General features: G+C 52.2%; 8 protein-coding genes. 1 reads left to right on the top strand and 7 read right to left on the bottom strand.

Annotated features, from left to right (window positions below; translation table 11 throughout):
- The 7 genes from PAT3040_RS18440 to PAT3040_RS18470 form a co-directional block, all read right to left on the bottom strand.
- Nucleotides 1–2,565, bottom strand: a 2,565-nt coding sequence (locus PAT3040_RS18440; RefSeq protein WP_146200459.1) for a discoidin domain-containing protein, incomplete at its 3' end; no start/stop codon positions are given.
- A 98-nt stretch (nt 2,566–2,663) separates the two neighbouring features.
- On the bottom strand, nt 2,664–4,391 hold the full coding sequence (locus PAT3040_RS18445; protein ID WP_108993883.1) for a type 2 periplasmic-binding domain-containing protein: 1,728 nt from the start codon (nt 4,389–4,391) through the stop codon (nt 2,664–2,666).
- A 65-nt stretch (nt 4,392–4,456) separates the two neighbouring features.
- Nucleotides 4,457–5,335 (bottom strand): carbohydrate ABC transporter permease, encoded by an 879-nt coding sequence (locus tag PAT3040_RS18450; RefSeq protein WP_108993884.1) that lies wholly within the window; start codon nt 5,333–5,335, stop codon nt 4,457–4,459.
- 16 nt (nt 5,336–5,351) lie between these two features.
- Nucleotides 5,352–6,257, bottom strand: a complete 906-nt coding sequence (locus tag PAT3040_RS18455) for an ABC transporter permease (protein ID WP_179215904.1) — start codon at nt 6,255–6,257, stop codon at nt 5,352–5,354.
- 198 nt (nt 6,258–6,455) lie between these two features.
- Nucleotides 6,456–8,078, bottom strand: coding sequence for a response regulator (locus tag PAT3040_RS18460; protein ID WP_181376707.1), 1,623 nt, complete (start codon nt 8,076–8,078; stop codon nt 6,456–6,458).
- 11 nt (nt 8,079–8,089) lie between these two features.
- Nucleotides 8,090–9,949 (bottom strand): sensor histidine kinase, encoded by a 1,860-nt coding sequence (locus PAT3040_RS18465; protein ID WP_181376708.1) that lies wholly within the window; start codon nt 9,947–9,949, stop codon nt 8,090–8,092.
- 22 nt (nt 9,950–9,971) lie between these two features.
- Nucleotides 9,972–12,605, bottom strand: coding sequence for a glucosidase family protein (locus PAT3040_RS18470; protein WP_108993887.1), 2,634 nt, complete (start codon nt 12,603–12,605; stop codon nt 9,972–9,974).
- A gap of 483 nt (nt 12,606–13,088) precedes the next feature.
- On the opposite strand from PAT3040_RS18470, the gene clpP reads away from it, so the two are divergent.
- Nucleotides 13,089–13,670, top strand: a complete 582-nt coding sequence (gene clpP / locus PAT3040_RS18475) for an ATP-dependent Clp endopeptidase proteolytic subunit ClpP (RefSeq protein ID WP_108993888.1) — start codon at nt 13,089–13,091, stop codon at nt 13,668–13,670.
- Nucleotides 13,671–13,776 lie beyond the last annotated feature (106 nt).

Below are 13,776 nucleotides of genomic sequence, written 5' to 3' on the forward strand. Positions count from 1 at the left end.
ATAAACTTCGATCTCTCCCAGCTGAAGAACATAATGCCCGTTATTGTCCGGGCGCAGCCCCGATGCGGATATTCGGATTTTATTCGTCGTGTCGGCGTACCCCCACGTATAGGCAAGCGCCGCTCCCGAGACAGGCTGAGCTTCGTTGGTTCGGGTTACCCGATCCTGCCAATTGACTCCATCCCACACTTGAATCTTAAAGTCTTTCGGGTAGCCGTAAGGCTCGGTACGCCCGACAAGAACAACCTTGTTAAAGGAGACCGGAAGCCCCATATCGATTTCGATCCATTCGGCATGGTCGCTCGTTATTCCCGTCTGCGTCGAAAAATTCGTCATTCTGTTTCCGTCCGTAAGCCTGCTCTTCGGCCAGCCCGAATATTCGCTGCTTACCGTGACCGCGGCATGAAGAGCCAGGTTCGAAGGGGCTATCGGCAAAGCGTACAATCTGCCTTCTCCCGGAGCAAAAGCAGACGACATTGTACCCGTGGCCGGATTGTAATTCGTGGCTGCTTCGCCTCCAGTCGTTTTGGAGATTTCCGTGACCGTGCCCGGTTTGGAAGAAAGCGTGAACGACACGGTTCTCGAATTGACCGTATCCCGGTTAGCCACCATGACATATCGGCGTCCGTCGGCGTCCGTCGAGTATCCGATTACTAACGGATCCGAAGGATTGGACGGCTGAAGGACAAAGCCCGAAGGCAGCGCGGTCGTGCCCGCGGGCAGCGTTCCGGTATGATAAACGGCCCGGGAGGTCAGCGACAGTAGCTTAGGTCCAAGTTTCAATACCTCCGCGTTCATATTTTGGACATGCGTATACGAAGCGTTTTTGGACCCGTCCGGCAACAAAATGCCGTCATGGAAAGATTCTCCTTGTCCGGAGGGGGTCTCGTAGGTAAAGTAATTGATCCCTTTAGCCCCATAGGCTAGGCTCGTATATACCTGGTACCTCATTTCTCCTTCCGTAGGCGCCCGAAGCGCCCCGGTGATGCCGACCGATTGAATATAGGTCCAAAAGTCGATCGATGCCGCCAAGGACTGCCTGCGGATGATTTCCATATTGGAATAATAATCGGCGCTGATCCCGCCGCCTAAGCTGAACGGATAATGATCGTACATCATGAAATCGGGGTCTTTGCTAGCCCAGCGGTAAACGTAATCTTCGTAGGAGAAAGCCGTCAGGTTTTGATTCAGCGTAAACCAGAAGTCGCCGTCCGCGGAGCTTCCCGCCACGTAAGCCGTGCCGTCTTTCTCCCATTCCGTTCCGCTCGCCGACTTCACGACCCAACCGACCGAATTGTCCCCGCCGCCTCCATGGGTAAGCTCCCAGTAATAGGACGTATGCGGGCTGACGGATGCATTTAAAGTAAACAGCGGATAATCCGTGCTTGCCCCCGACAGCGTCTGCTGCGCGATCAACGCCGTTTTGGCGGGCGAATTCCACAGCTTCAGAGTCAAAGGCTCGTTCGCCCCCCATTGGCTCTTGTCGATATTCAATTGAATCGTGGATATCTCGGTCGTCTTCGAATTGGTCTTGAAAGACTGTCCTACCGATTGGGCCGGATTTACGAATACGCCCGTCCGTCCGCCGAAACCGAGGTTGCCCGCATAGGTAGGAAGCAAGTTCACGTACGTCAAATGACTGGGATCTGCCTGCCTGAAGAGCTCTGCCGTTCGTTGCAGACCCGTCATCGCTTCGGCCGAGGGTTCGTCCATGAGATTATATCCGAGAAGCGCCGAATTCGTTTTGTAATGATCGGCGATTTCCTGAATTTCCGCCGCCGAAGGCTCCGACCCGCCGCTATACATCTTCTGGCCGTAATGCAGCTTGAACCAGAAATCATAAGTACTGATCGGCGAGCCGCCCTGATAAGCCATCCCCCCGCTATACACGTCCGTTATACTTCCGGCCACCAAACCGATGTTAGCGGAGTCGTTGCTCGTAAGCTCCATATAATACGAAGTATTGGGGCTCAACCATTTGTAAAGACCGAAAACGGGATAATCATCGGATACGGGCCCCGTAATGGAGGCGCTGCCGATTAGATTCGTCTTGCCCGGAGAATCGTAAAGACTTAATGTAAGTGTTTTTCCGGCCGTCCACTGCGTTTTATCGATATGGAGTTGAACGGTATCGAGCGCCGTATCCGGATGTGCCGGAGTCGTAAACGTTTGCCCTAACGACTGAGTGTTCGATACGAACTTTCCGTCGTTGCCCAATGTTTGTTCCTCATAGAATTTATGCGAGCCTAATCGATTATCTTGAATGACGCATTTCAGCCCGGCCGCCGCGCACTGCGTTAATGCCGCGTCGGTCAGTTCATAACCGTAAATTCCGTTAGACAGAAGCACGTAAGTCGCGTTCATATCCTTGATCTCTTGATATTTCGCGCTCGTGGTGTTCGCGGCATCCGGAGACCAGAATATGCCTATGGGAAACGGATCGACATTGGGCGCAACCGCATGGGCAGGGGGCCCGCCAATTCCCGTCGCGAGTACGCAAACGGCCAACGCCGCGCACCAAATAGAAATCCTCTTCCTAACACTAAAAGATAAGGCTTTTCTCATTAATAATTCCTCCTTTATGTTATAATAGCGCTTTCATTTATTGCGGAAAGAGATGCGGAGTTCTGCGCATGGAGAAACTCCGCATCTGAATCATAAACTTATTCCAAATCAGGAACCGTTTTCAAATTGTTCGTTCTTTCCTCCGAAATCTCTTCGTACCCCAGTTTTACTTCCGTTTCTTGCCACTTCGCGATAATGTCCCGGATTTCATCCTCGGATTTCGCAAGCACGCCGGCCACGACCATGTCTTTCCAACGGGTTGCGTAACCTGCGCCCTTCTTCAGTTCGATCGGTCCCGGGAGGACGTACGGGGCTTTATCGGTTATATAGCTATAGACAGGTTCGCCTTCGACATAACCCATATTTTTTAACGTTTCTACGACGTCCGGCCTTTCGTCATACGCGGTCGGAGCATAGTATTTGACCTGAAGATCAAAGTTAGGAGAAGGGCTGTAATAGTAGATCCCTTCCGGAATTTTAGCGACGAGGCTTCCGTTGAACTTTTCGATGCTGGCCTGGGTATCTACGATTTTATTGTTTGCATCGTACTCCCAATCCTTTCCTTCTTCTCCGAAGGTGGTCAACTTCCAACCCTCTTCTCCCATCGTATACTCCATAAACTTGATAAACGCATTCAGATCTTCATCGCTGATGCTCTTTTTAATAATCCAGTACGAGTTGACTCCCAACAGGGCTTTCTTAATAAACGTCGGGTCTAGCGATGGGTTCGTCTTGCTGCTGAACACGGTCGTTCCGACGAACAAACCGTCCGGATCCACGCTCGCCAAGCTATCGTTGACCGTCATGACGTGCGTGCCCCATGTTCCGAACAATCCCACTCGGCCGCTGGACGCTTTCTCGATGTATTGTCCGTACTTCATCGTCAAACTTTCCTTGTCGATCAAGCCCTCTTTAAAAAGCGAGTTGTAATAGGCCAGAAACTCGAACAGATTATCCGAAAAAACCATGTCATGCCGTTTGACTTTACCGTCTGTTTTATCCGTAAACCAATCGTTTAGACCAACCGTAATGTTGCCAGAGCCCGCATACGAGTATTCCGGATTATCGAACATGTACTTATTGTTCCAGAACATCTCTCCGAAATCGATCGAAGGAATGACCTTCTGCCCGTCGGGCAGCTTGATGTTATCCCTGAACGCGATCAACGTATCCCGCAATTCGTCCGTTGTCTTTGGTACGGGCAGGCCAAGCTCATCGAGCCAATCTTTCCGAATGAGCGGCGCGGTAGCCGGCTTGGTCCCCTTCGGCGATTCATACCCCTGGGGCACGCGGAACAGCTTCCCGGTCTCCACATCTTTGTTTAACGGCAGCAGTTGGCTAACTTGGGCTTTATACGTCGGCATCCGGTCCAAGATCTCGTTCCAGTCCAACAGAATGTCGTTTCTTCCTAACGCATCAATCGTTTGCGCCGCCAACGTGGAGCTTGTCGTCATTAAGATGTCCGGCATGTCAGCCGCTTTCGTGGCCGCCCACAACTGAAGCTTCTTGTCCGCTTCGTCGGAGCTTCCTACTTTGAATACGTTTAGCTTCACGTTGAAGCCTAGTTCTTTCGCGAGCACGGGTCCGATTCTGTCCTTCGATTCTTCGACGGTCGGCCATCCCCAGTTGAACATGGAAACGGTAAGCTCCGACGGAAGCGCTTCCTCCGGGGGCGCGGCCGAAGCGGTCGCCTGTTGTCCGGACGAAGACTCCTCGGGGCTGGACGCTTTGGGCGCATCGTTCGTTTTGGCGCAGCCGGCCAGAACGCTGGAAGTCGCCAACGCCAGCGTAGCCAGCGAAACCAACATTTTCTTTTTCATCGTCATGCTAACCTCTCCCTTTTGATTTCATTATATATAAATACCGTTAGGTACTCATATCGCCTGTCCGATTAACCTTTGACCGAACCTAACATCATGCCTTTGACGAAGTACTTCTGTAGAAAAGGATAGACGACGATAACCGGAACCGTCGTGATGACCAGCATGGCCATTTTGACCGACTCTGCCGTCACGGTCGCTTTGAAGCCCGCATCCATCTTGGAAATAGACGCGATGTTGGACGCTTCGTTGGTCTGAATGATTTTCAGCAGCACGTTCTGGGCGGTCCAAAGGTCTTCGCTGGTCATATAGGTAAATCCGGAAAACCAATCGTTCCAGTGGAATACCCCGATAAACAGCGCAACCGTCGCCAGCACCGGCGTGCTCAGCGGAACGACGATTCGCCAGAAAAGGGAAAAATCGCTCGCTCCGTCGATAACCGCGGATTCTTCCAATGCGGCCGGAAGTTCGTTCAAAAAGGTTCGCAAAATCAAAATATGAAAGGTCGCGAGCAAATGGGGCAACACGTAAACCATAACGTTGTTGACCAAACCCAGCATATCCATAACGACGTAAGTCGGGATAAGACCGCCAGAGAAATACATCGGAATCAGCATCCACCAAGTCAGGAATCTGCGGAATACGAAATGCTTCTTCGTTAACGCAAAGGCGAACATCGCGGTCAGGAGCAAATGCAGGACGGACCCGACGATGACCCGGAACAACGTAATTTGATAGGCGTTCAACAGCTCCGACGTTTGGAAAATCGCTTTATAATTTTCGAAGGAGAAAGACCTTACCCACAGATAGAGCCCTCCGCGCTGCGCGTCCAGCGGATCGTTAAGGGAAACGATCAAGACGTAGTAGAATGGATAGATGCAGGCCAGCGTGAAGAGCAGCATGACCAGGCCGTTGACCACGGCGAACAGGTCTGGTTTTCGTTTGTTCATAGCCTTGCCTCCGTTATCATAGGATGGAATCGCTTTTGGCGGCTTTCGCCAAATAATTGCACACGATGAACAAGACCAGGCCGATAAAGGCTTGGAAGATGCCCATGGCCGTTCCGATCGAATACCCCATTAAGCCCATATCCTTCAAGTAACGGAGAACGAGCGTATCCAGAATTTCGGCCTGCTGCTGAACGGTTACGTTCGACATCGTCCACATTTGATCCTGACCCGCCCTTAACAGGTTCGAAGCATTGAGAATGAACATGAGCACGATCGTGTTTTTGATGCCGGGAAGAGAGATGTGCCAGATTTGCCTGAACCGGTTGGCTCCGTCCATCTTGGCCGCCTCGTACTGCTGGACGTCGATCGCGGACAGCGACGCGATAAAGATAATCGCGCTAAACCCCATGTTTTTCCATGCCTCTGTAAATAAAATGATCGGATAAAATGCGTCTTTATCGGCCATGAAATGAAATGGCTCTTTCAGGATCCCAAGGGAGACGAGCAGGTCGTTCACCACTCCGCCGTCGATGGACAAGAGTTTGTACCAGATTCCCGCCGCGATGACCCAAGAGACGAAATACGGCAAATAGGAGGTCGTCTGAACGAATTTCCGGAACCATCCCGTGCTAATTTCATTGATCAGGAGAGCAAAAACGACCGTCGCCGGGAAGAGCAGGATTAATTTCAATGCGCTGATCAGGATCGTGTTTCGAAGCGCGTTATTAAAATCGGGCATATCGAATAACGTTTTGAAATTATCGAATCCGACGAAGTCGCTTCGAAATACGCCTTTGAAGACGTCGAAGTCCTGGAAAGAAATGACGATGCCGTACATCGGAAAATAGGAAAACACGAGAAAAAACAGAAATCCGGGCAACGCGAACGCGATCAACCATTTTTGACGATAAAGCTTGTTCATACCTTTCACCTGCTTACTTAAAGAATAGTTCAACCAAAATGTAAGCGCTTTCTCAATGAACTGAGAAGAATCCGCCGTTCCTCGCATCGCCTTGGCTCTTCTAAAGCGATACTTGTGACGGACTCGACTTCTCGCCGATTGCGCCTTGCTTATACTTCTACTTTAACGCATCGGACAACCGCTTATCTTGCACGAATCTTACGCGTTTTTTGGACTTTTTTTACTCTTGTTCCGCCATTCGCTCGGCGTCGTTCCCGTCGTTTTTTTGAACACCCGATTGAAATACTGTTGGTCGGAAAATCCGAGTCCGTGGGCGATGTCCGCGATTTCCAGCGCCCCGTTCCCGAGCAGTTCTTTCGCCTTGTCGATCTTGAGCCCGGTCACGTATTTGACGAAGCTCTGACTCGTGGCTGCTTTAAAGACGCGCGAAAGGTACGAAGGATTAATGGAGAATTTATCGGATACCGTCTGCAGGTTGATCTCTTCCTCGATATTTCTGGACACGTAACCGATGATTTGATCGATGACCGACGAATGGAGAGCGGCATTCCGAAGGGTTCCTCCTTCCGATCCCGGAGCGGAACGAAACACTCTTTCGATCATCGTCTCGATCGACTTCACGATCGCTCCGCGATCCTCGAGTTCGTCCAGGGCTCTCCCCGATAGAACGTCCGGATCGATCCGATCGACGAAATCGTAGCCGTTTTTCAAACAGAACCGGATGACCAGATTAACGTACTCGTTAAACAGGTAGTCGATCGAAATCTCTTCCCGGCATTCGGCTAACGAATGTACGAATACATCCTCCGCGGTATGGCGGAGAAGGTCGATCGCTTTCGCAAGACTTTTGTTTTCCAGACTTTGTTCGGCCAGCTTGAATTTAAGCGCGAGCGATTGCGAAGCGCTATTGCTGCGAGCCTCGTTCGCGGCATACGGGAAGATACGGTCCGTTCCGAAACAAAAGCGGTTTTTCAGCGCCATGGCGGCTTGCCGGTAAGCCGTCCTCGGATCGCCGCAAGGTCGGCTTATGCCTATCGTAACCGCCAAGCCGTGCCGGTCGCCGAGCGACGCGCGAAGCCGATGCGCTTCCTTGGACGCCGCGTCGGCGAGCTGATTTTCGTCCTCGCCGCCGAATATCAGAATGAACGTAGCCTTGCCGAAGTAATTTTCCATCATCCAGCCGTGTCCCGTTTCATCGTCGAATCGATTGCGCAATTCCCGGTAAACTTCACCATCGACCGGTCGTTCTCCGGCATGGAGCTTAACCGAGGCAATGAGATAGGAGCCGTGTCTGAGAATGGCGTTTTCCCGTTCCGCATCCTTCTTCTCGATCTCATCGTCCCGTCTGTCGGTCAACAGATGATAGATTTCCTTCTCCATCGCCATGCGGCGATTTTCCCGGCTGACCGTTTCGATCCGAATGCTCTCTTCTTTCGCCTGACCGGCTGCCGCGATCGCGTCCCGCATCGCCTCCACCACGGAAATGAGGTCTTGGGCCTTGACCGGCTTGAGCACGTAATCCGTCACCCCGTGCTTCATCGCTTTGACGGCGTAGTCGAAATCGGCATACCCGCTGGTCACGATAAACCGGATGTCCGGATATTCTTCCTTTACGGCCTCGATCAATTCCAACCCGTTCATGACGGGCATCCGGATATCGGTCAGGATCAGGTCCGGAATTACGCCGCCTTTGATCAAATCCAGCGCTTCCCTGCCGTTGCCCGCCGTTAAAACGCTTTCGAACGAAACGGAGCTGCCGTGCAGAAAATAAACGATTTTGTCCTTGCTCAATTCTTCATCGTCTACAACCATGACCTTCATCTGGATGCACCTCATTTCATTTTGCGACCGGTAATGACGACCTTTGTCCCGTTCCCCTTGGCGCTTTCGATCGAGATTCCGTAATCGCCGCCGAATAACAGCTTGTACCGCATGTTCACGTTTTTCAGTCCCACGCCCCCGCGAGTCTCGGAATGAGACAAAAAGGCTTCTCCATCGATATCTTGCATGATCTTGCGCAGCTTGGACTCCTCGATTCCGATTCCGTTGTCCGTCACTTCCAGAACGATCGTATCCTCCGTTTCGTAGGCTTTGATCCCAATGACGCAGGCCATGGACATTTCGTTAAACGCATGTTTGATCGCGTTCTCCACGACGGGTTGAAGCGTGAACCGAATCGTCCGGTATTCCGACATCCCTTCGTCGATCTCATAGTTCACGCTTAAACGGCTGCCGTAGCGAACTTGGATAATTTCAAGATAGTTTTTTACGTGCTGGATTTCGGTTCCGATTTCCACAACGTTGTTGCTGGCGATGTTCATGTTGTAGCGGTAAAAATCGGCCAGCTTTTCCACCATTCCGTTGATTCGGACGTGATCCCGTTTAATGGCCAGCGAGCTGATCGCGTCGAGCGTGTTGTACAGGAAATGCGGATTGATCTGGTCCTGCAAACTCTTGATCTCGGCCTCGTTGCGCAGCACTTGGTTCTCGAGCACGTTCTTGATCATCGCATTAAAGCTTCGGCTTAAATCGCCGATCTCGTCGTTCCGGTTAATGTCGCTTCGGATCTGGTAGTTCGATTTCTCTATGTTTTTCATCGTCTTGGATAACCTTTTGAGATCCCGCGTGCTCCTCGTCACGAATAGATGAACGGCGACAATCAGGATGGCCATCACGATGATTCCCGTCAGCATGATGATGATTTTCGAATCGTTGATTTGTTTGTCGATCTTGTTTTGGTTAATCAAAGAAACGACGTACCAGCCCGTCGTCGCGGAATTTTTAACGTTGGCGTAATAGCTTGACCCATGGAGACGAAGCGTGTCGAATTCGGCTAACCGGCCGATGTCCTTGTTGCTGAATTCGTCGTATGCCGAGACATCGGAATTCAGGCTGAAAATGACCTTCCCGTCCTCCGTCGTAATCAAAATATCGTCGAATGCCTGGTTGTTGACCCCGTTGAGAAATTGCGAGAACAGGTCTTTGTCCGCGCTCAGCACCATGAAGTCTTTTTCTCCGGGCAGGTTGCCCCATAACTTGATGGCCTGGGAGAATAACGTATTGTTGTCCTTGCCCGGCAACAGGGAGAAGCCCGGCAGCAGCACCATCGATTGCTCGGAATCGGTGATCTCGCGGTACATGTTCGTATTCAGGGCATTGCGAATATACTTGAAATCCTCGCCGTCGTTTAAATCCGTCGTCAGAATTTCCTGCCTGTCGAAGAGGATGACCGATAACGATTTGTACCCTTTGAAAAAAATCAGGGATCGGATGTTATCGTAAAAACGATTGTAAGCCGTATACCCCTCGAAGGTTCCGACGAATTTCTTGTCCGCGATCACGGGGAGGTTCGCGTCCTCGGAGAGGATCATCAGCACCTTCTGCATATCGTCGACGTAGCGGTCGATGCTATTGCTGATCTGCACGTTCAGGCTCGTAACGTACTGATTGATGTTTTCCTTCGCGTACTTTTCCATAAAATGCGATAAGAGAGCGCTTAAAACGGTAATAAACACGATGCCGATGACCGTGTTAAACAGGATGAATTTATTGCGTAAGCCAAAAAAGAGGAGTTTCATCCTCTTTTTAATCGTGTCGACGCTATTCGCTTTTATACGATAACCTCCCGGAAAACAAACGTACATCTCTTCTTGCATGCTCAGAGAGACGTAAGCAGCGTCCTTTTCTGTCATTATATCATCGTTTTTGCCATCGTTAATCGAATCGCAGCACGATTTCGGCATTTCCGTCGAATCGTTCGATCAAGACGTTTTGCCCGGTAGGGCAGTAGGTTCCGCCGACGGTCCGAGAGGGAATCGCGCCTTCCGGATGCGGGAGCCGGATGCTCACGGTGTTCGGTTTTCTGTCCGACCGGCAGACGACTTTCGCCACGATCTCATGTTGCTCCAAATTCGATTCGACGCTTAGCGTGACGGCTCCGAAATAAGTCGCGATTCCGTCCAACTCGATGATATTGCCATGCTCCAGCCATTTGCTCGGAATTCCCGGCAACAAGTTCAACCGCTCCTCCCCGTCTTCCATGTAAAGCATCCAACGGGTCTGCATGAGGAACCAGCCTTCCTCGTGCGTCTTATGCGGGCTGGCGTGCCAGAAGTGCTCCCAGAACGTATACGTCTCCCGGTCTGCCAATCCGGAGAAGCCGTTATAGTAGGCTTTCAGGAACGCTTTAACCTCGCCGCGTTTTAGATGCACCCACGGATGAATGCTGTAGTAAGGCTGGCTTAAAGCGACGTTGCGCGTACACATCAATTCCTGATGGTAATGCAACATGAAATCCGCCGCGGCTTCATCCGGAGTAACGACCTCTTGAAAGACGAGGTATAGCGGGCCGAGAAGGGAATCCCGAGTGGCGACCGAACCGTGCGTCAGCCATTTGCCGCCTTCTCCGTTAACGGAAAGCGGTCCTCTGTGCTCTACCCAAGGAGGAACGGTCGGCACCCAGCTTCCGTCGGCCAGAGGGACGACCGGCGAGTTCCCCATCGCGACGAACAAAGCTTGACGGATATCCTCTTTCATAGCCTGCGCTTCTTCCTCGATTCGCGCGGAACGGTCGGGATCGACGTTCGCGAACATTTCCGCCAGCCGACTCATCCCCATATACGCATACCCGTTTAACATGAAGGAGCGGAACGGGTCCTCCGGATCCGCCGTCTTCCCTTCCAGCATGCCGTAACCTTTGCCCCGAAGTTCCTTCGTCTTATTGCGGTCTCTCCAATTGGCCAGATAATCGAACGCCTTTAGCAGACGGTCCTTGATCTCCAGAAGCCAAGCTTCGTCCCGGGTATAACGGTAATGCTCTCCGAGGCTCCATAACGCGGCTCCCGTTTCCAGCATATATCCGCCGTAGTTTTGCATCAGGCCGTCCTCGTGCTGCTTATCCAAGAAGAACCGCAGCGCCCTCTCCGCAACGCCGTTCCATCCCATGGACTCCATGAATTGGATAATCGGCGAGCTCTCCGAGCCGATCGCCGTATACACGCCGATCGTCGGAACGATCGTCCCGCCGGGCTCCAGGCCGTAAGAGACGAGATCGAGATGGAGCAAACCGGCCTTGACCATCTCTTCGATCCGCTGCTCGGGAAGCTTGATCGTCGCCGCTCGGGAAAGCTTCTCCCGCCAGAAAGCGCGGCACTCCGTCCATCTCTCTTCGAAAGATTGCCGCCGCAACCTTTCGGCGCGTTCCCCGGAGATCGGGCGGTGGGGCAAGTAGAATTCGAAAGCGATCGACTCTCCCGGAGCCAGGAGAACGGCCGTCTCTTCCGTTCCAAGCGGTTGTCCGCCCAGCTTGGATACGCAGCAAACCCGATTCTCCGAGTAGCGGACGAACCCGTTGCCTCCGTCGAACTCGTATTGCTTATCGTCGTTTAAGACGAAAGCGTTGGGAACAACGTTCTTGAACCAGGCGTATCTGGGCACCTGAGCTTTATTCGTGGCCACCGCCCGGAAGTAAAGCACCGTCTCCTCTTCCTGGTTCATCTCCTCCGGAAGGAGCCGTTCCCGCAGCGCCGTCTGCTCTTCCGTCAGCATATGAAAGTGGCCGAAGCCGTCGGCGGCCAAATAATGGGTGCCCCTTAACGTATCGGCTTTCAAAGGGCTGCTTTCGTAAGAGGCGAAGGATACCGTGTCGTAGACAACGTCGTTATCCACGATCGAGGCGTGCAGAATAGGGAGCGATCCGTCCTCGAGCCTGCGGGAGACGCCGTCCACGCAGCCGACGCCTCGGCCAAGCATATACCGATAGCAGACGGGTTTGTCTTCGTTCTCCGGCAGCTTCGCTTCGAAGCCGTGAAATCTCGGCTGCACCCAATCCCACAGCCTTTCCTCTCCGCCGACCCCGCGAAACCCGACGCCGAAAATCCGCATATCGCGGGACAACCCGAGCCAGGTCTGCGAAGCGAGCTCCCGGGTATGTTCGGCGGCGTTCTCGTAGGTTTCTTCCGGTTCGTCCTCGATCCTTTGCAGTTCGGTAACCAGGTTCAACGCCTTGACGTCGCGTTCGATTTGCCCGTATGTCCGATCGTCTTCGGCTTGCGTAACGGCGACTCCGTAAGCAGGGATGTAGATCGGATAAGCTTTGTTAACGTCCCTCAGGAAAAAACTGAAAGGATGGTCGGGCGTATCGATTTTCACCAGAATCCCCTGCAAGCCGGTTTCGTCTTCCGTTTCAATGGTTACTTCCAGCCGCGCCGGACCGCCGTCCGTGGAGAAGATAGCCTCTTCGGACCTACCGCTCCCCCGTACGATTGCCGTAACGACCGTGCCGACGGTCGCCGTAACGGCCCCCTCGATCGGCGCTTTCTTCCATTCTATCGCGAATTTCGCATTCATCTTTTCCAGTCCCCTTTATGAGGTTGTTCAAAAAGTCCGCTTCCCATTACGAAGTAATCCTAGTAGCTGACTCGACATCGAATATTGAATTCAGCCGAACCTTCCGGTGCTCACGTAGCTTCCACTACGCTCCGCTCCTCAGGTTCTAGCTTCATCCAATCTTCTCGGTACTGAGAACCGAACTTTTTGAACTCGCATTTTATGCCATAATCCCAAGAAAGCGCTAACACCAATACCTCTACTATAGGCCGCGAAGGACGTATCGGATAGCACAAATCTTATCATTTCTTTTGGACTTTTTTGACCTGCATGATCAGATCAATCAGCCGTTCGGGCGAAGTATTTTTTCATTTGACCTTCTTTGACTTTTTGAAAACAATCCGTTATGATAGGAATACGAAATTTCTACTTATCGTTTCATGATGAGTTTATGCTTACGAAGATGCGTTTGCTGCGCAAACACTTAAGGAGGATTGGTTAAGAATGAATTTTGTGCCTATGGTAATTGAGCAAAGCAACAGAGGGGAACGCTCGTACGACATCTACTCCCGCCTGCTGAAGGACCGCATTATCTTCCTTGGCTCCGGCGTGAATGACGTAGTCGCCAACTCCATCATCGCGCAAATGCTGTTCCTTGCCGCGGAAGATCCGGAGAAGGACATTTCCCTTTACATTAACAGCCCTGGCGGTTCCATAACAGCTGGCATGGCCATTTACGATACGATGCAATATATTAAGCCGGACGTGTCCACGATCTGCGTCGGCATGGCCGCTTCCATGGGTGCCTTCCTGCTGACTGCCGGCGCGAAGGGCAAACGTTACGCGCTGCCGAACAGCGAAGTCATGATCCACCAGCCGCTGGGCGGAGCCGAAGGCCAAGCGAGCGATATCGAGATCCGCGCCCGCCGCATTCTAAAGATGCGCGACAAGCTTAACAACATTCTGGCGGATCGTTCCGGCCAGCCGCTTAGCCGTATCGAACAGGATACCGACCGCGACTACTTCATGAGCGCTGCCGAAGCGCAAGCATACGGACTCGTCGATAAGGTTATCGAGAGGATCTAATGCAAGGCATCACCTAGAAGAAGCAGATGAGCCATTGGTCTGCTTCTCTTTTTTTTCGTCTGTACGCCGCATCTGTGACAAAGATCACTCCCCACGATCGTGCGGC

It is taken from the genome of Paenibacillus agaridevorans, from assembly GCF_003112455.1.
Classification (GTDB): Bacteria; Bacillota; Bacilli; order Paenibacillales; family Paenibacillaceae; genus Pristimantibacillus; species Pristimantibacillus agaridevorans.

Bases quoted from the DNA above. Each gene is read 5' to 3' on its own strand.
- PAT3040_RS18465 (WP_181376708.1), bottom strand. From the start codon at position 9,949: ATGACAGAAAAGGACGCTGCTTACGTCTCTCTGAGCATGCAAGAAGAG.
- PAT3040_RS18455 (WP_179215904.1), bottom strand. From the start codon at position 6,257: ATGAACAAGCTTTATCGTCAAAAATGGTTGATCGCGTTCGCGTTGCCC.
- PAT3040_RS18460 (WP_181376707.1), bottom strand. From the start codon at position 8,078: ATGAAGGTCATGGTTGTAGACGATGAAGAATTGAGCAAGGACAAAATC.
- PAT3040_RS18445 (WP_108993883.1), bottom strand. From the start codon at position 4,391: ATGACGATGAAAAAGAAAATGTTGGTTTCGCTGGCTACGCTGGCGTTG.
- clpP (WP_108993888.1), top strand. From the start codon at position 13,089: ATGAATTTTGTGCCTATGGTAATTGAGCAAAGCAACAGAGGGGAACGC.
- PAT3040_RS18450 (WP_108993884.1), bottom strand. From the start codon at position 5,335: ATGAACAAACGAAAACCAGACCTGTTCGCCGTGGTCAACGGCCTGGTC.
- PAT3040_RS18470 (WP_108993887.1), bottom strand. From the start codon at position 12,605: ATGAATGCGAAATTCGCGATAGAATGGAAGAAAGCGCCGATCGAGGGG.